Here is a 21076-nt window from a genome sequence, read left to right on the forward strand (position 1 = left end):
AACCTGTGTGACGTGTGAGCACACATGAACGAAGCGGAGCGGATCGGACCCATGGGACGAGCGGAAGACAGACGAGCGCGACAGCGCGGTGGCCGCCGCGCGGCGCCCACGCGCTCGTCCACGGCATCCATATCCACCGCGTCGGCGGAGGAGCCGGTCACGGTCGTCGGCGGCCGGGCCGCGGCGCGCCGGGCGGCCCAGGGCAGGGGCAGGGCCAAGGGCAAGGCGGGCAAGGACGGCAAGGACAGCAGGAGTTTCATACGCCGGCTGTTCACCTGGAAGAAGATCGTCGGAACGTTCTTCGGGCTGTGCCTGCTCGGCATGGGCGCGTTCGTCGCGCTGTACATGATGATCAGCATCCCCAAGGGCGGCAATTCCGACGCCACGCTGCAGAGCAACGTCTACATGTACGGCGACGGCTCGCTGCTGACCCGCGACGGCCAGCGCAACCGCGAGATCGTGGACCTGGCCAAGGTGCCCAAGCCCGTTCAGCACACCTTCGTCGCCGCCGAGAACAAGACCTTCTACAAGGACAACGGCGTCGACCTCAAGGGCACCGCCCGCGGTCTGCTCAACACGCTGTCCGGCAAGGGCGCGCAGGGCGGTTCGACGATCACCCAGCAGTACGTCAAGAACTACTACCTGACGCAGAACCAGACCGTCACGCGCAAGCTGAAGGAACTGGTCATCTCGCTGAAGCTGGACCGCACGAAGTCCAAGGACTACATCCTCGCCGGCTACATCAACACCAGCTACTACGGCCGCGGCGCCTACGGCATCCAGGCGGCGGCGCAGGCCTACTACCGCGAAGACGCCGAGAAGCTCACGGTCGCGCAGGGCGCGTACCTCGCCGCGCTTCTCCAGGCGCCGAACCAGTACGACTGGGCGATCGCGTCCGACACCGGCAAGCGGCTGGTCCAGGCCCGCTGGAACTACGTCCTCGACAACATGGTCGAGGAGAACTGGCTGGACAAGACCAAGCGCGAGGACATGAAGTTCCCGACGCCGAAGGCCCCCAAGGCCGCGCCCGGTATGGGCGGCCAGACCGGCTACCTGGTGGACGCGGCCAACAACCAGCTGGCCAGGCGGCTGGTGACGCAGGGCACGGCCGACAACTTCAACGACGCCCTGACCATGGTCAAGGCGGGCGGCTGGACCATCACGCTCAACATCGACAAGAAGAAGCAGGCGGCGCTGGAGAAGGCCGCCAAGGCGCAGCTGATCAGCAAGCTCGACCCGAAGAAGCGCTCGGTCGACGCGGACGTCCAGGCCGGTGCCGCGTCGGTGAACCCGAAGACGGGCGCTGTCGTGGCGATGTACGGCGGGCGGGACTACTACAAGCACTACCGCAACAACGCGACCCGCACGGACTACCAGCCCGCGTCGACGTTCAAGCCGGTCATCCTCGCCGCCGCCCTGGACGGGGCCGCCGAGACACAGACCGGCAAGGCCATCGGCGCGAACACGATCTACGACGGGACGAGCAAGCGCCAGGTCCTGGACAAGGGCGCCAAGGTCGGATTCGCCCCCGAGAACGAGGACGACCACAGCTACGGCCCCATCACCGTCCAGACGGCGATGAACCAGTCCGTCAACTCCGTCTTCGCGCAGATGGGCGTCGACGTCGGCATGGACAAGGTGCTCAAGGTCGCCGGCCAGCTCGGCATGGACACCGCCGACCTCAGGGCGGTGCCCGCCCAGACCCTCGGCACCATGGGGGCGAGCCCGCTGCAGATGGCAGGCGTCTACGCGACCCTCGACAACCACGGCAAGCAGGTCACTCCGAGCATCATCAAGTCCGTGGAGAACAGCAGGCATTCGGTCACCCTGCCGAACCCGATCGGCGACCAGGTCATCAGCCCCGAGGCCGCCGACACGGTCACCTCGGTGCTGACGGGCGTGGTCGACGACGGTACGGCCAAGCAGTCGGTGCAGGAGAACGCCAACCGCGACGGCCGCAAGGTCGCCGGCAAGACGGGCACCTCCGACGAGAACCGCTCGGCCTGGTTCACCGGCTTCACGCCCGACCTGGTCACCTCGGTCGGCCTGTTCGGTGAGAACCACAAGTCCTTCGCGCAGGTCTCGATGTACAAGGCGGGCGGACTGCCCCGCGTCAACGGTGGTACCTTCCCGGCGCAGATCTGGGCGGCGTACACCTTCGGCGTCTCCGCCACGGGCCTCAAGTTCGACCTGGACACCACACAGGGCGCGGCGGTGCAGCCGACGTACACGCCGACGCCCACGAAGACGCCCAGCCGGACGCCGTCGCAGACACCGACGAGCCCGTCACCGTCACCGTCCCCGTCCCAGACGCCCTCGCAGACGCCCTCGCAGACGCCGTCCCAGACGCCGTCCCAGACACCCTCGCGGACGCCGACGACGACGCCGACGGACGGCGGGGGCCCGGTGGATCCGCTCAACCCGAACGGCCAGCAGTAACCGGGACAACCAGCGCCAACCCGGACAACCAGCGGTAGAGCGACAAGAAAGGGCGCCCGGCAAGATGCCGGGCGCCCTTCGCGCTTTCGAAACGGTGGTCAGCCCTGCGGAGCGCTCCTGCCCAGCTCGAACCAGACCACCTTCCCGGTGCTCAGCCGGGTCGCCCCCCACCGCCGGGCCAGCTTGTTGACGAGGTAGAGCCCACGCCCACCCTCATCCGTCGCCCGCGCCTGCCTCAGCCGCGGCAGCTGCGGTACGTCGTCGCCGACCTCGCACCGCAGCACGTCGGTGCGCAGCAGACGAAGCGTGACCGGCCGGGTCGCGTACCGCACCGCGTTCGTCACGACCTCGCTGACGAGCAGCTCCACGGAGTCGCTGAGGTCCTCCATGTCCCACCGCGACAGCGCGCGCCGCGCGAGCCGTCGCGCCCGCCCGGGCGCCGCGTCCTCGGGCTCCAGGAACCAGTACGCCACGTCGCTCGGCGCGATCCCGTCGAAGCGGGCGGCGAGCAGCGCGATGTCGTCGTCCCGGTCGCCCGGACCGAGCATGTCGAGGACCTCGTCGCACAGGGCTTCGAGCGGCGGCGGATGGTCGGGTCCGGTCAGCTGCGCGGTCGCGGCGAGCTTCTCGCGCAGCTGCTCTATCCCGGTCCACACGTCCCGCAGCCGCGACTCCACCAGCCCGTCGGTGTACAGGAGCAGGGTCGCCCCGGCCGGCGCGTCGAGCTCGACGGCCTCGAAGTCGACGCCGCCCACACCGATCGGCGCCCCCGGCGGCACCCGCAGCACCTCGGCGCGGCCGCCCAGGTGCAGCAGGACCGGCGGCGGATGGCCGGCGTTGGCGATGGTGATGCGGTGCGAGACCGGGTCGTAGACCGCGTACAGGCAGGTCGCCATCCGGTCGGTGCCCAGGCGCTGCGCCTGTTCGTCCAGATGGTGCAGCACCTCCTGCGGGGGCAGGTCCAGGCCGGCCAGGGTCTGGGCGGTGGTGCGCAGCTGGCCCATGATGGCCGCCGACGTCATCGAGTGGCCCATCACGTCGCCGACGACGAGGGCCACGCGGCTGCCCGGCAGCGGGATGGCGTCGTACCAGTCGCCGCCCACCCGCGCGGTCTCGGCGGCGGGCAGATAACGGGACGCCAGGCGTACGCCCGTGGGGCGCGGCAGCGTCTCGGGCAGCATGGTGCGCTGCAGCTCGTCGGCGATGTACGCCTCGCGGCCGTACAGCACCGCCTTGTCGATGCCGAGCGCGCTGTGCGTGGCGAGCTGGGCGGCGACCAGGAGGTCGTCGGCCTCGAAGGCGATGCGCTCGGGGCGGCGCAGGAAGAGCGCGGCGCCGATCACACGGCGCCGGCCGCGCAGCGGGGCGAGGATCGCACGCTGCCCGGCGGGTACCGAGAACTCCCCGCCCTCGCCCAGGAGTTCGGGCAGGGCGGCGCGGGCGGCGGGCGCGTCCGTGAAGACCGGGCGTACCCCGCGCAGCACGTCGGCCAGCGCGCTGCCCGGCCGCACCTCGCACAGCTCGGCGCCGACCGTGTCGAATCCCGAGACCTCGTGCGGTTCCGGCTGCAGGGCCGGCGAGAACCCGCCCTCGGTGTCCCGCTCCACCGGAATCCGGTCGGTGCGCCTCAGACGCAGCAGCAGCGGGCCGGTGGGACGCTCGTCGCCGACGGGCAGCGGGTCGCGCAGATAGACGAGGATCGCGTCGGAGAAGGTCGGCACGGTCGCCCGGCACAGCCCCATGACGATCTCGTCGAGGTCGATGCCACGGGCGATCCGCCGCGTCGCGGCGCCCACGAAGCGCAGCCGGTCGCCGTCCCGTCGCATGGGCGTGGGCCGCCCCGGAAGCAGCCCCTGCCCGGTACGCCGCTCCTGGCCGCCGGCGTCCTGCGCCCGGTCCTGCTGGGTGCCGGGCTGGTCCGGGATGGACTCGGGCGCGGGGCGCGGGCGATGGGTGCCCGGTTCTACGGCGGCGGGCTGCGAGTGCTCGGGGCCGGTGATGTCGGAGGGGGGCGAGGCCGGATCCTTTCCCTTGCTGCACGGCGCGGCCGTACCCGGCGTCGACGGTGTCTCCCCGGTGCGCCCCTGTGCCGGTAAGGCGGCTGCGGGGGCGGCGGGCGCCGGCGTCGGGGTGTGCAGGAGCGCCCCGCGGGGGTCCGCGGGGGCGGCGCCCGGCTGTGGGCGCTCGAAGGACATGGGGTGCTCCGTCACGCGTGTCGAATCCGTCCGTCCGGGGCTGCGCCTCGGGTGCGCAGTTCGTCCCGCAGGAATCCCGATACCCGGAATACGTGTCCCCGGAACGGAATTCCCGCGTGGTCAGAGGCTGCTTCTGTGCCGTCGGCGAACCGTCTGCGGCTCGCAGCGCTGCCGCCCTCGTAACCCTCGCTCACGTCCTGCCGCCCCTCGGTGACGATCGGTCAAGCCCAGTGCATGCTCCGGGAGTTGCTACTGCGTGCCCACCCGTCACCCGGCCACCGCCCCTCGACGACGGCGCTGCGCACCGATCCCTGAACACTTGTGGAGGACGATCCTACGGTTGTGGACCGGGGGCGCATCAAGGGTCTCATGAGGACACGTGCGCGGGCGTACGGTCCCAGTCCTCCGGCAAAGACGGTACAGCCCAGGACGGATCCGGGCGCCAGTGCTGCCAGCTGTCCGAGAACGGCGGGCCCCAGGCGCGGATCACCTCCACCGCGGACCGCCCCGCCTCCCGCACCCGTTCGGCGACCGGGGCGTCCATCAGTCCGTCCCGCTGGGCCTGCGCGAACTCGTCCTCATCCCGCCAGTGCCAACTGCGGTCCGGGTGCACCGAGATGTCCAGGAAGTGATCCTCGGAGTCGACCCCGCCGTCCCAACGCGCCAGTGGCGACTCAAGATTCACGTACCAGTTCTTGAACTGCCAGCCCGGCTCCCAGAAAAGCCACACCGACCAGGGCTCACCGGGCCGGGCCAGCTTCAGCACGCCCGTGCCGAACCAGCGGCCGAACTGGACCGTGCGGGGCTTGGTGTAGCGGGTCTCGAGCGGTTCGAGGTGCACGGGCGTACCGTCGGCCAGCACCGGCTTCACACACTCGGTGCCGGGCGCCAGCCAGACGGCGAGCACGTCGGCGTCGTCGCGGACGACGGTGACGGGGCGGGCGATGTGGCAGCGTTTGCCGCCGTTCTCCCGGTATCGCCACAGGATCTGGGTCCCGGCGGCCCAGAAGCCCGTCGATCCGCCCGCTTCCACTTCCGCTCTCACCGCTCCACCGTCCGCCATGAAGAGATATTAGGTGCCACAGGCATACGACGCTGCGGTGCGCGCCACGGTTCACGGGGGGCGCGGCGAAAGGTTACGGATGTGTCATCCTCAGGACATCCAGCGCCTCGTCGAGCTGCTCCAGTGTGAGGTCGCCACGCTCCACGTACCCGCTGTCCAGGACGACTTGGCGGATCGTCCTGCGCTCGGCGAGCGCCTTCTTGGCGACCTTGGCGGCCTCCTCGTACCCGATGTACTTGTTGAGCGGGGTGACCACGGAGGGCGAGGACTCGGCGTACTCGCGCGCCCGCTCCCGGTTCGCGGTGATCCCGTCGACGGTGCGGTCGGCGAGCAGGCGGGAGACGTTCGCCAGCAGCCGGACGGACTCCAGGACGTTCCTGGCGATGACCGGCAGCATCACATTGAGTTCGAAGTTGCCGGCGGCGCCCGCGGTGGCCACCGCCGCGTCGTTCCCGACGACCTGGGCGGCGACCATGAGCACCGCCTCGGGGATGACGGGGTTGACCTTGCCGGGCATGATCGAGGACCCGGGCTGGAGGTCGGGGAGAGCGATCTCGGCGAGGCCGGTCCGCGGCCCGGAGGCCATCCACCGCAGATCGTTGGCAATCTTGGTCAGCCCCACCGCGATGGTCCTGAGCTGCCCGCTCGTCTCGACGATCCCGTCCCGCGCGCCCTGCGCCTCGAAGTGGTCGCGGGCCTCGGTGAGCGGCAGCCCGGTGACCCGGGCGACCTCCGCGATGACCGCCGCGGAGAACCCGGGCGGGGTGTTGATGCCGGTCCCGACCGCCGTCCCTCCGAGGGGCAGCTCGGCGAGGCGGGGGAGGGAGGCGTACAGCCGCTCGACGCCGTACCGGACCTGGGCCGCGTACCCCCCGAACTCCTGCCCCAGCGTCACGGGCGTGGCGTCCATCAGATGAGTCCGCCCGGACTTCACGACATCACCGAACTCCTCCGCCTTGCGCTCCAGCGAGCCGGCGAGATGCTCCAGGGCCGGGATGAGATCCCGCGTCACGGCGGCAGTGGCGGCGATGTGGATGGAGGAGGGGAAGACGTCGTTGGACGACTGGGACGCGTTCACATGGTCGTTGGGGTGTACGTCCCTGCCGAGCCGCTCCGTGGCGAGGGTGGCGATGACCTCGTTGGTGTTCATGTTCGACGAGGTGCCGGAACCGGTCTGGAAGACGTCGATCGGGAACTGCTCGTCCCAGTCCCCCCGGGCGACCTCCCCGGCCGCCTCCTGGATCGCCTCGGCGATGTCCTTGTCGAGCACGCCCAGCCGCGCGTTCACCTTCGCGGCGGCGCCCTTGATGTGGGCGAGCGCCTCGATGTGGGCGCGCTCGATGCGCTGGCCGGAGACGGGGAAGTTCTCGACGGCACGCTGGGTCTGGGCCCGCCACTTGGCGTCGGCGGGGACGCGGACCTCGCCCATGGAGTCGTGCTCGATGCGGTAGTCGCTCATGCCCGTATAGCGAACGGGAGGGTGGGGATGTTCCGGCCCACACTCCACACCACCCCTGTGACACACATCTCACATTCGCTTCGTCCCCGCCGCGCCGGACTCCCTGCTTCGCGGACGGCACCACTCGGCCCGTCCGGCGTTTGAGGACAAGGCCGTTCAGGCCGAAGCGGGGTCCGGGGCGCAGCCCCAGCGGGGGCGAAGGGGCGGAGCCCCTGGTGATGGGACGGGTAGGGGCGGCGGGGCGAATTCCATCCCCGGCCGCCCCGAAAGGCACTACGCGAGCCCGGGCCCCCGTACCGGAATCGACGTGAACGTCGGAGCCGGAGCGGGATCCTGGAAGAAGTCGTTGCCCTTGTCGTCGACCACGATGAACGCCGGGAAGTCCTCGACCTCGATCTTCCAGACGGCCTCCATGCCGAGTTCCTCGTACTCGACGACCTCGACCTTCTTGATGCAGTCCTGGGCGAGGCGGGCGGCCGGCCCGCCGATGGAGCCGAGGTAGAAGCCGCCGTGCGCGTCACACGCGTCCGTGACCTGCTTGCTCCGGTTGCCCTTGGCGAGCATCACCCTGGAGCCGCCGGCGGCCTGGAACTGCTCGACGTAGGAGTCCATGCGCCCGGCCGTGGTCGGCCCGAAGGAGCCGGACGCGTACCCCTCGGGGGTCTTCGCCGGGCCGGCGTAGTACACCGGGTGGTCCTTCAGGTACTGCGGCATCTCCTCGCCGGCGTCCAGCCGCTCCTTGATCTTGGCGTGCGCGATGTCGCGGGCCACGACCAGCGGGCCGGTGAGTGAAAGCCGGGTCTTCACCGGGTACTTGGTCAGCTCGGCGAGGATGTCGTCCATCGGCTGGTTGAGGTCGATGCGGACGACGTCCGAGGACTCGTCGAGGTGCTCGTCCGTGGTCTCCGGCAGGAACCGCGCCGGGTCCCTCTCCAGCTGCTCCAGGAAGACACCCTCGGCGGTGATCTTCGCGACGGCCTGCCGGTCGGCGGAGCAGGACACGGCGATGGCGACGGGGCACGAGGCGCCGTGCCGCGGCAGCCGGACCACCCGCACGTCGTGGCAGAAGTACTTGCCGCCGAACTGCGCGCCGATCCCGATCTTCTGCGTCAGCTCGAAGACCTTCTCCTCCAGCTCCTTGTCCCGGAAGCCGTGACCGAGCTCGGAGCCCTCGGCGGGAATCTCGTCCAGGTAGTGCGCGGAGGCGTACTTGGCGGTCTTCAGCGCGTACTCGGCGGATGTACCGCCGACGACGATCGCCAGGTGGTACGGCGGGCAGGCGGCCGTACCCAGCGAACGGATCTTCTCCTCCAGGAACTTCATCATGGAGGCCTCGTTCAGGACGGCCTTCGTCTCCTGGTACAGGAAGGACTTGTTGGCGGAGCCTCCGCCCTTCGCCATGAACAGGAACTTGTAGGCGCCGCCGTCGGTGGCGTACAGCTCGATCTGGGCCGGCAGGTTGGAGCCGGTGTTCTTCTCGTCCCACATGGTCAGCGGGGCCATCTGCGAGTAGCGCAGGTTGAGGTTCAGATATGCGTCGTAGATCCCGCGGCTCAGTGCCGACTCGTCGCTGCCCTGGGTGAGCACGTTCTGTCCGCGCTTGCCCATGACGATCGCCGTGCCGGTGTCCTGGCACATGGGGAGCACGCCGGCGGCCGCGATGTTGGCGTTCTTCAGCAGGTCCAGGGCCACGAACTTGTCGTTGCCCGACGCCTCGGGGTCGTCGATGATGCGCCGCAGCTGGGCGAGGTGGGCCGGGCGCAGGTAGTGCTGGATGTCGTGGATGGCTTCCTCGGCGAGCTTGCGCAGCGCCTCCGGCTCCACCTTGAGGAACGTCCGCCCGTCGGCCTCGAAGGTGGAGACACCCTCGGAGGTCACCAGCCGGTAGGGGGTGGTGTCCTCTCCCATGGGGAGCAGATCGGTGTACGCGAACTCAGGCATCGCAGCCCATTCCTCACTCGACAGACGACGGCCCGCCGACGTTGGCGGGCGCTCACCAGCGTAGGACCTGCCACCGACAGGGAGCTTGTGAGGTAAGGCTCAGTTCGAGATCCGTGTGGATTTTCCACAGGTCCGGATGAGGGCTAGTCGCGATCTATCGCGTTTCGGTACGCTGCTGCCGTGGACCTTCACAAGCACACCGAACCCGCGCCCGCGGTGGCCGACCTGCGCGCCTCGGACGCCGACCGCGACCGCATCGCCGACCTCCTGCGCGACGCCCTCGCCGAGGGGCGCCTGACCGCCGACGAGCACGCCGAGCGGGTGGAGGGTGTGCTCGCCGCCAAGACGGTCGGCGAGCTGGAGGTCTACATACGGGACCTGCCCGCCGCCCACCGGCACCGCGCGGCCCCGGCCTTCGCCGCGGCCCCGAACCGGCCCACGGTGGGCGCGATCCCGGCGGACCCCGACGACAATGTGGTGGCGGTGTTCAGCAGCGCCGCTCGCAAGGGCCGCTGGCGCGCGGGCCGCCGTATCCACGCGTACGCGGTCTTCGGCACCGTGGAGATAGACCTCAGCGAGGCGCTCTTCGAGTACCAGCAGGTCGTGATCAAGGCGATCTCCGTCTTCGGCAACGTCGAGGTCCGAGTCCCGGAGAACGTGTCGCTGCGCGGCACCGGCGGCGGCGTCCTCGGCAACTTCGAGGTGGACACCCTCGACTCGACGGATCCGGACGCCCCGGTCGTCTACGTCGACGGATGGGCCGTCCTCGGCAATGTCGAGGCGCGGCCGAAGCGCGGCAAGCTCGTGGCCGACATCCTCGACCGTGTCCAGCACAAGGTCGACAGGAGTTTGCGCAAGCATCTGGATCGTTGACGGTTGTGAATCCGGCCGTGTTCCCGGGGGAACCGGTCCACGCCGGGAACACGGCCGGGCCGCGGCCGCGTGCCTGAGCACCCGAAACCCAGCGGTTCGGAACTCAGTGCATAGGCGCGCGCACAGCGGGTAGGCCTTGCTGCATCGTCGCTCGCTCGCGAAGCCGTCGTCAGGAGTAGACCGTGCTGCAACCGCCGCATTCGTCCCTGCAGGTAGCTGCCGTTTTGGCCCAGCGGGTGCCAGTGCGGGACAGGGACCAAGACGCTCCATGGCACACCGAGGCGGTGTGCCGGCGCGACGAGGCCGGCCTGTTCTTCGCTCCCTCCAAGGAACCCACAGCCGCCCGGCTCTCCCGCGAGGAGGCCGCCAAGCGTGTCTGTGCCCGCTGCCCGGTCATGGTCGAGTGCCGCGAACACGCGCTGCTGCAACCCGAGCCCTACGGCGTCTGGGGCGGCCTCACCGCCGCCGAGCGCCGCGTCGTCCTGGCCCGGCGCCGCCGCCGCGAGATGGAACTGAAGAAGACGGCGCGGGCGGATCGCATAGCGGCCGCCGGCTGACCGGCCCACCGCACGCGAAAGGGGCGCCCCCCACCGCACCAGGGGGTGCCCCTTTCCGCGCACTGAGTGGCTCCGCCGCACGCCGGAGGCGGAGCTATTTGGCGCGGTCGAAATCAATCGCGCTGTAGGCCCGCAGCTTGCTGAGCCGGTGCTCGGAGTCGATCCTGCGCACCGTCCCCGACTTCGACCGCATCACGATCGAGTCGGTCGTCGCGGTCTCCGAGCGGTACCGCACGCCCCGCAGGAGCTCGCCGTCGGTGATCCCGGTCGCCACGAAGAACACGTTCTCCCCGGACACCAGGTCGTCGGTGGTCAGCACCCGGCCGAGGTCGTGCCCGGCGTCGATCGCCCGCGCCCGCTCCTCGTCGTCCTTCGGCCACAGCTTGCCCTGGATCGTTCCGCCCAGGCACTTCACCGCACAGGCGGAGATGATCCCCTCGGGCGTACCGCCGATGCCGAGCAGCATGTCGACGCCGGTGCCCTCGCGGAGCGCGTAGATCGAACCGGCGACATCGCCGTCGGAGATCAGCTTGATGCGTGCGCCGGCCTCCCGGATCTCCTTGATGATCCCCTCGTGCCGCGGCCGGTCGAGGATCACCACGGTGACGTCCTCGGGCGTGGAGCGCTTCGCCTTGGCGACCCGGCGGATGTTCACGGACACGGGCGCGTCGATGTCGACGAAGTCGGCGGCCTCGGGGCCGGTGACCAGCTTGTCCATGTAGAAGACGGCGGACGGGTCGAACATCGACCCGCGGTCGGCGGCGGCCAGCACGGCGATGGCGTTCGGCATGCCCTTGGCCGTCAGCGTCGTGCCGTCGATCGGATCGACGGCGATGTCGCACTCCGGCCCGGTCCCGTCACCGACGCGCTCGCCGTTGAAGAGCATCGGGGCCTCGTCCTTCTCGCCCTCGCCGATGACGACCACGCCGTTCATCGACACGGTGGAGACGAGGGAGCGCATGGCGCGCACCGCGGCACCGTCGGCGCCGTTCTTGTCGCCCCGCCCGACCCAGCGCCCCGCGGCCATCGCGGCGGCTTCGGTCACCCGGACGAGTTCCAGGGCAAGGTTGCGGTCAGGGGCTTCGCGGGGAACTTCGAGTTCGGACGGCAAGTGATGATTCTCGGTCATCGAGGCGCACCTTTCTGATACGACGACGGCCGGATGAGGGTTCGACCCACGACTCTATCGTCAGTCCGACAAAATGAGCAGGGGACCCCACGGATGAGCGGGCCGGGTACCTGCGACGATAGAGGGCGTGGCAGGTTCGAACGGCAAGCAGAAGACGGTCCGGGACATGATCCTCTCCCTGGGCCTGATCGGGATCGCGGCGGCGCTCATCTACGTCTTCATCCCGCACGAGGACTCGGCTCCCGACATCAAGCCGGTCGACTACCGCGTCGAGCTGCTCACGGCACGCCGCGCCGCGGCCTACCCGGTGGCCGCCCCCGAGGGCCTGTCCAAGGACTGGAAGGCCACCTCGGTCCGCTTCCAGGGCGACAACTTCGACGCATGGCACCTGGGCTTCCACACCCCCGACGCCCAGTACGTGCAGATCGAGCAGTCGACTCAGCGTCCGTCGGAGTTCATCGACGACGCCAGCCAGGGCGCGTCGGCGACCAAGGCCACCCAGCGCATCGACGGCAGGACGTGGACGCGTTACACCGGCGGCCGCTACGACGCCCTCGTGCTCACGGGGAAGGGCTCGACGACCGTGGTCGCGGGCACGGGCTCGTTCCAGCAGCTGACGGAGATGGCGCAGGCGCTGAAGACGTCGTAGGCGTACGTGTGTGACGAAGGCCCCCGGCGACCACGTGAGTCCAGTGGTCGCCGGGGGCCTTCGTCCTGCGCGGTGGCCGCTCAGACCGTGGTGACGACCTCGTCGTACGCCAGGCGCGGGGAGCGCGGGAACCAGGCGTCCTCGCCCGGGTTGCCGATGTTGACGACCATCAGCGGGGTGTGGTCGCCGTCCAGGAACTCCTTCTGGACGCCCGCGAAGTCGAGACCGGTCATCGGGCCGGCGGCGAGGCCGGCGGCGCGGACGCCGATGATGAAGTACGCGGCCTGCAGCGCGGCGTTCAGCCCGGCGGCACCCTCGCGGGCCGGGCGCTCGGAGAAGAAGACGTCCTTGGCGGCCGGGAAGTGCGGGAAGAGCGTGGGCAGTTCCTCGTGGAACTCGTTGTCGGCGGAGAGGATCGCGACCAGCGGGGCGGTGGCCGTCTTCGGCTGGTTGCCCTCGGCCATGTGCTTCACCAGGCGCTCACGGGCCTCCGCGGAGCGGACCAGGGTGATGCGCAGCGGCGACTGGTTGAAGGCGGTCGGGCCGTACTTGACCAGGTCGTAGATCGCCTGGACCTGCTCGTCGGTCACCGGCTCGTCGGTGAAGGTGTTGGCGGTACGGGCCTCGCGGAACAGCAGGTCCTGGGCGGCGGGGTCAAGAACGAGAGACATGCGTGAACTTCCTCGGGGTGGCATCCGGGCTACAACCGGACCGCGGTCCGGATAGGCTTACGAGACGAAGGTACGCGAAGAACGAAGAAAGTTAAAGCTTCAACGAAACGCAGGGTGTGGTGATCCGCCTCACAACAGATCACCGTCGGTACGGCTACTCGCCGGACTCTTCCGTCGCCGCTTCCTCCTCGGCCAGCGCCGCGTCCAGCCGTGCCCGCGCCCCGTCCAGCCAGCGCCGGCACACCTTGGCCAGCTCCTCGCCCCGCTCCCAGAGCGCGAGGGACTCCTCAAGCGTCGTGCCGCCCGCCTCCAGCCGCCGTACGACCTCGATCAGCTCGTCCCGGGCCTGCTCGTAGCCGAGCGTCTCTTGCGCCACCTTGCTGGTCATCCGGCCACCCTATGCGTCGACTCGTACGGAGAACTCACCCTCGGAGACCCGCGCCCGCAGCGTCTCGTCCGCCTCGACCTCGGCCGGGTCGCGGACGACATGCCCGTCGGCCTTCTGCAGCACGGCGTACCCGCGCTTCAGGGTTGCGGCGGGGGAGAGCGCCACCACGCGCGCGTGCGTGTGCGTCAGCTCGGAGTCGGCGCGGTCGAGGAGGTGCCGGAGCGTGCGCCGGGAGCGGTCGAGCAGCGAGGCGACATGATCGGCCCGCTCGTCGATCATCCGGTGCGGATCCTCCATCGAGGGCCGGGCGAGGGCATGCGCGAGCCCACGCTCCTCCCGCTCGACGACGGCCTCGACGCACCGCCGGGCCCGATCGCGCAGCAACCGCACCCGCTCGTACTCCTCACCCACGTCCGGTACGACCTTCTTGGCGGCGTCGGTGGGGGTGGAGGCGCGCAGGTCGGCCACGTAGTCCAGGAGCGGGGTGTCGGGCTCGTGCCCGATGGCGGAGACGACCGGCGTGCGGCACTCGGCGACGGCCCGGACGAGCTGCTCGTCGGAGAACGGCAGGAGATCCTCCACGCTGCCGCCGCCGCGCGCGACGATGATCACGTCCACGTCCCCCAGCTCGTCGAGTTCCTTCACCGCCTGCACGACCTGAGGGACGGCGTGCACGCCCTGCACGGCGACGTTGCGTACCTCGAAGCGGACGGCGGGCCAGCGGTGCCGGGCGTTTTCGAGGACGTCCCGCTCGGCGGCGGAGGCGCGGCCGCAGACGAGCCCGATGAGCTGCGGAAGAAAGGGCAGTGCCGTCTTCCGCTCAGGTGCGAACAGCCCCTCGGCGGCCAGCGTCTTCTTCAACTGCTCCAGCCGGGCGAGGAGTTCGCCGACGCCCACCGGCCTTATCTCGGCGGCCCGCAGCGACAACTGCCCACGCGGCGCGTACCACTCGGGCTTGGCGAGCACGACGACCCGCGCGCCCTCGCTGACGACATCGGCGACCGCGTCGAACACCTGCCGGTAGCAGGTGACGCTGATGGAGATGTCGTACGAGGGATCACGCAACGTCAGAAAGACCACGCCGGCGCCGGGCCGCCGCGAGAGCTGAGTGATCTGCCCCTCGACCCAGACGGCACCGAGCCGGTCGATCCATCCCCCGATGAGCCGCGACACCTCACCGACGGGCAGCGGAGCTTCCGCGGACGTGTTGAGAGCCATGCGCCGAGCGTAGTGGCCGCCACCGACAACACGACCGAGCCCGGCGCTGCGGTGGCCGTCGCCCTGGGGGCTCCGCCCCCAGACCCCGGGGCTCCGCCCCCAGAACCCGGGGCTCCGCCCCCAGACCCCCGATCGGCCTGAACGCCTCGTCCTCGAACGCCGGACGGGCTGGATGCGCTTGAGGTGCGGCGCCCCGGGGGCGAGGAAAGGCCCTACACCCGCCCCCGCTGCCCCACCAGCACCGCAAGCCCGATCACCAGCCACACCGCCCCCACCGCCTGTGCGGCCCCGGACGCCTCCACGATCACCGCGACGGTGATGCCCGCGCCGACGACCGGCACCAGCACATGCCGCCACAAACTCACCGGCCCCCCGGCCCGCCGCACCGCGAACCACCCCACCACGCTCGCGTGCAGCAAGGTGAAAGCCGTCAGCGCACCGATGTCGACCACCGACACCAGGTGATCCATCCCGTCGTCCTGCCGGGCCGCCCACACCGCCGCCACCAGCGTGATCACGGCCGCACACAGCAGCGCCACCCGCGGCACCCCGGCATCCGTCCTCGCCAGCACCCGCGGCAACCGCCGCTCCCGCCCCATCGCGAACAGCAGCCGCCCCGCGGCCGCCTGCCCGGCCAAGGCCGCGAACGCCGCCCCCACCGCCTTGCTCACCGCGACCAGATCATGCAGCCACGTACCGACCGACACGTCCACGGCGTCGTAGAACGCGGTCCCCTGCTTCCCGGGATCGGCGGCCAGCTGCGCGGACGTCGTCGGCTCCAGCAGCGCCACCAGATACGCCTGCGCCACGAACAGCACACCCGCCAGCGCGAGACAGAACAGCACGGCCCGCGCCACCTTCTCCGACCCTCCCGTGACCTCCTCCGCGAACGTGGCGATCGCGTCGAACCCCAGATACGACAGGACGGCGACCGAGACCGCTCCGATCACCGCCGACAGTGCGAAGGCGCCCTGCGTCCCATCGCCGGACAGCGGCGACAACCAGCCCCGCTCCGCCCCGTCCCGCGCCAGCACCACCACCGCCGACACGGCGAACACCACCAGCACGACGATCTCCATCGCCAGCACCAGGAAGCCCACCCGGGCCGCCGCACGCCCCACAGGTTCAGCAGGGTCGTGACGACGACCGCGAGCGCCGTCCACACCCACCGGGAGACCTCCGGCACAAGGGAGTTCATCGCGATCCCGGAGAAGAGATACGCGACCGCCGGGATCAGCAGATAGTCCAGCATCGCCATCCAGCCGGCGACGAAGCCCGCTTCCTGACCGAGCGCCACGCGCGCGTAGGCGAACACCGACCCCGCCCGGGGGACCACCCGCACCATCTGCGCGTAGCTGAATGCGGTGAACGCCATCGCGACCGTGGCGACGACGTAGACGAGCGCGACGGCTCCGTGCGACTTCGCGTCCAGCGTGCCGAACACGCCGACGGGCGCCATGGGGGCGATGAAAAGCAGTCCGTAGACCACCAGATCCCGGAAGCCGAGGCTGCGCCGCAGGTCGTCCCCGTCGCCGGTGGTGCGCGCCGCCGTGCCGGTCCCGGACATCGTGCCTCCGTCAGTGCCTCGCCCGTCGTGTTCTTCCCCCACCCCTCCCGCTCCCCGACCAGACTCCCCGGGGGCGCGATCTTCGACTCGCCGGACGCGGCCTTACGATGGTTCGCATGACTGCTTCGCCTGGCCGCCGTGTCCTGCTCGCCGCTCCCCGTGGCTACTGCGCGGGTGTGGACCGCGCCGTGATCGCCGTCGAGAAAGCCCTGGAGCAGTACGGGGCTCCGATCTACGTCCGGCACGAGATCGTGCACAACAAGTACGTCGTGCAGACCCTGGAGAAGAAGGGCGCCATCTTCGTCGAGCGGACGGAGGAGGTCCCCGAGGGGAACATCGTCATGTTCTCCGCGCACGGAGTCGCTCCCGTCGTCCACGAGGAGGCCGCACGGGGCAAGCTCGCCACCATCGACGCGACCTGCCCGCTCGTCACCAAGGTCCACAAGGAAGCCGTCCGCTTCGCGGGCGAGGACTACGACATCCTCCTGATCGGGCACGAGGGCCACGAGGAGGTCATCGGCACCTCCGGCGAGGCCCCCGAGCACATCCAGCTCGTCGACGGCCCCGAGGACGTCGCCAAGGTGGAGGTCCGCGACCCCTCCAAGGTCGTGTGGCTGTCCCAGACCACCCTCTCCGTCGACGAGACGATGGAGACCGTCGACGCGCTGCAGGAGAAGTTCCCGCAGCTGATCTCGCCGCCCAGCGACGACATCTGCTACGCCACGCAGAACCGCCAGCTCGCGGTGAAGCAGATGGGCGCCGAGGCGGAGCTCGTGATCGTCGTCGGCTCCCGCAACTCCTCGAACTCCAAGCGCCTGGTCGAGGTCGCCAAGCTCGCCGGTTCCCGCGAGGCCTACCTCGTGGACTTCGCCGACGAGATCGACGAGGCCTGGCTGGAGGGCGTGTCCACGGTCGGCGTCACCTCCGGCGCCTCCGTCCCCGAGATCCTGGTCGAGCAGGTCCTGGAGTGGCTCGGGCAGCGCGGCTTCGAGGACGTGGAGATCGTCAAGGCGGCCGAGGAGTCCATCACGTTCTCGCTGCCCAAGGAGCTGCGCCGCGATCTGCGCGACGAGGCCGCGGCCCTGATCGCGGAGCGAACGGGTACCTCGCACGAGTGACTGTCAGTCGTACGTCGTAACGTAGAGCCATGCAGATCTTCGGCATTGACATCGGTGGATCCGGGATCAAGGGCGCCCCTGTGGACCTGGACAAGGGCGACCTGGCCCAGGAGCGCTGCAAGGTGCTCACTCCGCATCCGGCGACGCCCGACGGAGTGGCCGACGGCGTGAAGCAGGTCGTCGACCACTTCGGCTGGACCGGCCCGGTCGGCCTCACCTTCCCCGGTGTGGTCACCGGCGGAGCCACCATCCGTACGGCGGCGAACGTCGACAAGAGCTGGATCGACACGGACGCGCGCGCGTTGTTCAGCGAGCGGCTGGGCGGCCTCCCGGTGACGGTGGTGAACGACGCGGACGCGGCGGGCGTCGCCGAGGTGCACTTCGGTGCGGGCAAAGACCGCAAGGGCACGGTCATCCTGCTGACCTTCGGCACCGGCATCGGCAGCGCCGTGTTCATCGACGGCGTCCTCGTGCCCAACACCGAGCTGGGCCACCTGGAGCTGCACGGCCACGACGCGGAGAAGCGCGCCTCCAGCAAGGCCAAGGAAGATCACGAGCTGACGTGGGAGCACTGGGCCCACCGCGTGCAGAAGTACCTCGCCCACGTCGAGATGCTGTTCTCGCCCGAGCTGATCGTCATCGGCGGCGGTGTCAGCCGTAAGTCCGAGAAGTTCCTGCACTTCGTCGAGGGCATCAAAGCGGAGATCGTCCCGGCCCAGCTGCAGAACAACGCGGGAATCGTGGGAGCGGCGATGCACGCGGCGGACGGCTCGGGGCACTAGGACACGCGTCATCGCGTGGGGGGACGGTGCCGGTCGGTCCGGCGGCGCAGCAGGACCACCTTCCGTACGGTCGCGATCACACCCGCGACCAGCGTCCCCCCGTACAGCCACCCGGCCTGGGTGGCCAGCGCGGTCACCAGACCCATCAGCCGGCCGGCCAGCCCGCCGCCGCTGTCGGCGACGGGGAGCAGGCCCACCGCGAAGGCGATCGGTACGACGACGGGGGCGGTCAACAGGTCGCCCTTGCGTGTCCAGATCGCGGTCAGCAGGCACACCGGCAGGAACAGCAGGCCGTACAAGGTCAGCGACGCCCCGAACATCAGCTGGTCGAGGCACCCGAGCACGAACATCATCGCCACGCAGAACAGACCGCTGCCCAACCCGGTCAGCCGAGGATTGGGCATCCGCCGCACCGCCTCGAACAGCGGCGGACCCGGCCTGCGTACCCCCGACGGTCGATCCGCGGGACGGGCGGTCGCGGGACTCTGTGCGGCAGGCCGCCCGCCGCCGTCCGCACCGCCGCCCCTTCCCTCGCGCCTCGCCTGTGGCGGCAGCGGGTGCGTGCCGCGGTGCGTTCCGTTGTGCGGGGGTCGCGACCTGTGTTGCTCCACCCGACCAACTTAGGTCGGCTTATGTGCCCAATCGCCCATCAGACACGCCGATGGGACGAGCTTGGCCAAGCGTTCGACGGGGCGCCGGAGCGGCGACGGGTACGCCGTAGACTGGTGGATCGGCCCGCCCGCGCACCGAAGAAGGACCGGGCCCGCAGCCCCAGTCCCCTGATGTCTCTCACGTACGGGAAGTCGCAACGTGTCGCTCACGATCGGAATCGTCGGTCTGCCGAATGTCGGCAAATCGACCCTGTTCAACGCCCTGACCAAGAACGACGTGCTCGCGGCCAACTACCCGTTCGCCACGATCGAGCCCAATGTGGGCGTGGTCGGCGTCCCCGACGCCCGGCTGACGAAACTGGCCGAAATCTTCTCCTCCCAGCGGGTCCTCCCGGCGACCGTCGACTTCGTCGACATCGCGGGCATCGTGAAGGGCGCGTCCGAGGGCGAGGGCCTGGGCAACAAATTCCTTGCGAACATCCGTGAGTCCGACGCGATCTGCCAGGTCATCCGCGCGTTCAAGGACGAGAACGTCGTGCACGTCGACGGCAAGGTCTCGCCGAAGGACGACATCGAGACGATCAACACCGAGCTGATCCTCGCCGATCTCCAGACCATCGAGAAGGTTCTGCCGCGACTGCAGAAGGAGTCGCGGATCAAGAAGGACATCGGGCCCAAGGTCAAGGCCGTCGAGGAGGCCAAGGAGATCCTGGAGCGCGGTGACACCCTCTTCTCGCAGGGCATCGTCCAGGGCTCCGGCAACGAGGAACTCCTCCACGACCTGCACCTCCTGACGACCAAGCCCTTCCTCTACGTCTTCAACGTCGACGAGGACGAACTGGTCGACGACGACTTCAAGAACGAGCAGCGCGCCCTGGTCGCCCCCGCCGAGGCGATCTTCCTCAACGCCAAGCTCGAGGCGGACCTCGCCGAGCTCGACGAGGAGGACGCCCTGGAGCTCCTGGAGTCCGTCGGCGCCGAGGAGCCCGGCCTCGCCACCCTCGCGCACGTGGGCTTCAACACCCTCGGCCTGCAGACCTACCTCACCGCCGGCCCCAAGGAATCCCGCGCCTGGACGATCAAGAAGGGCGCCACCGCCCCCGAGGCCGCCGGTGTCATCCACACCGACTTCCAGAAGGGCTTCATCAAGGCGGAGGTCATCTCCTTCGCCGACCTGGTGGAGACGGGTTCGGTCGCCGAGGCCCGCGCCAAGGGCAAGGCGCGGATGGAAGGCAAGGACTATGTGATGCAGGACGGGGACGTGGTGGAGTTCCGCTTCAACGTGTAGTGGTGACGTGACACTGCATGACGCCGCATTGCTGATCTGGCAAACGTGCAGGTCAAGAGGGGCTCGACCGTTCGAGGTCGGGCCCCTGCCTTATTTCCCGTACGGCCCGTGCTCCCACTTTCTTCACGGCTCCGACCGGCGTCAGTACTGACTCCGGAGGGGTGGAGGCGGGCCGGGGTCACGTACCGGATCACGCCTCGTGCTCCCGCTCCCGCTCCGTCACCCGTCGGCACGCCTCCACGTAGCCCCGCACCAGTGGTCTGCGGTCTTCCCTCCGCCAGGCCAGGACGTACCGGCTGGGTGTCACGCCCCGCACCGGGCGGGTCACCACGCCGCCCAGCGTGATCAGGGGGACGTTGCCCGCGGCCACCAGGCACACGCCGAGGCCCGCGACCAGGGCCTCGTACGTCTCCTCCGTGCTCGCGATCTCCGCGCCGACGCGGGGTGGGCGGCCGGCGCGTTCGTCCAGGGCGAGCCAGTAGTCCCGTAGCGGGCCCGCGCTCTTGGGGAGGGCGAGGAAGGGCTCGTCGGCCAGGTCCGTGAAGTCGATCTCCGTGCGGGGCGCGAGGGGGTGGGCCTCGGGGAGGGCGACCAGGCGGGGTTCCTCGGCGACGACCGCCCAGGCGTAGCGGTCCTGGTCGGGCAGAGGCAGCCAGACGAAGGCCACGTCCGTGTCGCCGTCCGCCAGGCCTGCGGTCGGGTCGGCCCAACTCGCCTGGCGCAGCCGTACCGTGGTGTCGGGGTGCGCGGCGGTGAAGCGGGAGCGGATCGCGGGCAGCAGGCCGCCGCGGCCGGGGCTGGTGCTCATGCCCACCATCAGCGTGCTGCGCTGCACGGCCCGCGCCTCCTCCACCACGGCCGCGCCCCGCGCCCACGCGTCCAGCACCCGCCGGGCGTGCGGCAGCAGCGCCGCGCCGGCCTCGGACAGCTCCACGCCCTGCCGGTCCCGACGCAACAGCTCGACGCCCAACTGCCGTTCCAGCGCCCGGATCTGCTTGCTCAGCGCGGGCTGCGAGACGTACAGCCGCTCGGCCGCGCGCGTGAAGTGCAGTTCCTCGGCGACCGTGACGAAGTACCGCAGGTCCCGCACATGAACGTCCGTCGTCATAGCCATTGGTTATCAGCGTA

The 21076-nt window shown here is 70.1% G+C and carries 17 protein-coding genes and 1 pseudogene; 7 read left to right on the forward strand and 11 right to left on the reverse strand.

Features of this window, described 5'->3' with window-relative positions:
• Window positions 1–51: 51 nt before the first annotated feature.
• Window positions 52–2439, forward strand: coding sequence for a transglycosylase domain-containing protein (locus OG870_RS29920; protein WP_266520961.1), 2388 nt, complete (start codon window positions 52–54; stop codon window positions 2437–2439).
• A 98-nt stretch (window positions 2440–2537) separates the two neighbouring features.
• On the opposite strand, the gene OG870_RS29925 is transcribed toward OG870_RS29920, so the two are convergent.
• The 4 genes from OG870_RS29925 to OG870_RS29940 form a co-directional block, all read right to left on the reverse strand.
• A complete protein-coding gene (locus OG870_RS29925) occupies window positions 2538–4634 on the reverse strand; it encodes a SpoIIE family protein phosphatase (protein WP_266520963.1) in 2097 nt (698 codons plus the stop codon).
• Between the two features lie 367 nt (window positions 4635–5001).
• Window positions 5002–5697 carry a cytidylyl-2-hydroxypropylphosphonate hydrolase gene (gene fomD / locus OG870_RS29930; protein ID WP_266520965.1) on the reverse strand — a complete coding sequence of 232 codons (696 nt, stop codon included), beginning with the start codon at window positions 5695–5697 and terminating at the stop codon, window positions 5002–5004.
• 73 nt (window positions 5698–5770) lie between these two features.
• A complete protein-coding gene (locus tag OG870_RS29935) occupies window positions 5771–7156 on the reverse strand; it encodes a class II fumarate hydratase (protein WP_266844120.1) in 1386 nt (461 codons plus the stop codon).
• A gap of 273 nt (window positions 7157–7429) precedes the next feature.
• Window positions 7430–9097, reverse strand: coding sequence for a fumarate hydratase (locus OG870_RS29940; RefSeq protein WP_266520969.1), 1668 nt, complete (start codon window positions 9095–9097; stop codon window positions 7430–7432).
• Window positions 9098–9277: 180 nt separating this feature from the next.
• On the opposite strand from OG870_RS29940, the gene OG870_RS29945 reads away from it, so the two are divergent.
• Together OG870_RS29945 and OG870_RS29950 are read left to right on the forward strand one after the other, a co-directional pair.
• Window positions 9278–9970 (forward strand): DUF1707 SHOCT-like domain-containing protein, encoded by a 693-nt coding sequence (locus OG870_RS29945; RefSeq protein ID WP_266520971.1) that lies wholly within the window; start codon window positions 9278–9280, stop codon window positions 9968–9970.
• Window positions 9971–10152: 182 nt separating this feature from the next.
• Window positions 10153–10527, forward strand: a complete 375-nt coding sequence (locus OG870_RS29950; protein ID WP_266520973.1) for a WhiB family transcriptional regulator — start codon at window positions 10153–10155, stop codon at window positions 10525–10527.
• Between the two features lie 94 nt (window positions 10528–10621).
• Here the strand turns inward: OG870_RS29950 and glpX are convergent, their stop codons facing one another.
• On the reverse strand, window positions 10622–11656 hold the full coding sequence (gene glpX / locus OG870_RS29955; protein WP_266520975.1) for a class II fructose-bisphosphatase: 1035 nt from the start codon (window positions 11654–11656) through the stop codon (window positions 10622–10624).
• A 127-nt stretch (window positions 11657–11783) separates the two neighbouring features.
• Here glpX and OG870_RS29960 point away from each other — a divergent pair, with 127 nt between their 5' ends.
• Window positions 11784–12305: a DUF4245 domain-containing protein gene (locus OG870_RS29960; RefSeq protein ID WP_266520977.1), complete on the forward strand. Its 522-nt coding sequence runs from the start codon at window positions 11784–11786 to the stop codon at window positions 12303–12305.
• 80 nt (window positions 12306–12385) lie between these two features.
• On the opposite strand, the gene OG870_RS29965 is transcribed toward OG870_RS29960, so the two are convergent.
• The 4 genes and pseudogenes from OG870_RS29965 to OG870_RS29980 form a co-directional block, all read right to left on the reverse strand.
• Entirely contained in the window at window positions 12386–12976 is a 591-nt protein-coding gene (locus OG870_RS29965) for a malonic semialdehyde reductase (RefSeq protein ID WP_266520979.1), read from the reverse strand.
• A gap of 154 nt (window positions 12977–13130) precedes the next feature.
• Window positions 13131–13364 (reverse strand): exodeoxyribonuclease VII small subunit, encoded by a 234-nt coding sequence (locus OG870_RS29970; protein ID WP_266520981.1) that lies wholly within the window; start codon window positions 13362–13364, stop codon window positions 13131–13133.
• A 9-nt stretch (window positions 13365–13373) separates the two neighbouring features.
• The gene (gene xseA, locus OG870_RS29975; protein WP_266520983.1) at window positions 13374–14582 is read right to left on the reverse strand and encodes an exodeoxyribonuclease VII large subunit; all 1209 of its coding nucleotides are present in this window, start codon (window positions 14580–14582) and stop codon (window positions 13374–13376) included.
• A 212-nt stretch (window positions 14583–14794) separates the two neighbouring features.
• Window positions 14795–15972 (reverse strand): annotated as a pseudogene (locus tag OG870_RS29980) (APC family permease); the annotation flags it as partial.
• Window positions 15973–16256: 284 nt separating this feature from the next.
• Between OG870_RS29980 and OG870_RS29985 the strand changes: the two are divergent.
• Window positions 16257–17267: a 4-hydroxy-3-methylbut-2-enyl diphosphate reductase gene (locus OG870_RS29985; RefSeq protein WP_266520990.1), complete on the forward strand. Its 1011-nt coding sequence runs from the start codon at window positions 16257–16259 to the stop codon at window positions 17265–17267.
• 29 nt (window positions 17268–17296) lie between these two features.
• Complete coding sequence (gene ppgK, locus OG870_RS29990) at window positions 17297–18049, forward strand: polyphosphate--glucose phosphotransferase (RefSeq protein WP_266520992.1); 753 nt, start codon at window positions 17297–17299, stop codon at window positions 18047–18049.
• 8 nt (window positions 18050–18057) lie between these two features.
• Here the strand turns inward: ppgK and OG870_RS29995 are convergent, their stop codons facing one another.
• Window positions 18058–18660 carry a DUF6542 domain-containing protein gene (locus OG870_RS29995; RefSeq protein ID WP_266520994.1) on the reverse strand — a complete coding sequence of 201 codons (603 nt, stop codon included), beginning with the start codon at window positions 18658–18660 and terminating at the stop codon, window positions 18058–18060.
• 199 nt (window positions 18661–18859) lie between these two features.
• Between OG870_RS29995 and ychF the strand changes: the two genes are divergently transcribed.
• Window positions 18860–19948, forward strand: a complete 1089-nt coding sequence (ychF, locus tag OG870_RS30000; RefSeq protein WP_266520996.1) for a redox-regulated ATPase YchF — start codon at window positions 18860–18862, stop codon at window positions 19946–19948.
• Window positions 19949–20138: 190 nt separating this feature from the next.
• On the opposite strand, the gene OG870_RS30005 is transcribed toward ychF, so the two are convergent.
• A complete protein-coding gene (locus OG870_RS30005) occupies window positions 20139–21062 on the reverse strand; it encodes a LysR family transcriptional regulator (protein WP_266844114.1) in 924 nt (307 codons plus the stop codon).
• Window positions 21063–21076 lie beyond the last annotated feature (14 nt).

This window comes from Streptomyces sp. NBC_00461 (assembly GCF_036013935.1).
Taxonomy (GTDB): domain Bacteria; phylum Actinomycetota; class Actinomycetes; order Streptomycetales; family Streptomycetaceae; genus Streptomyces.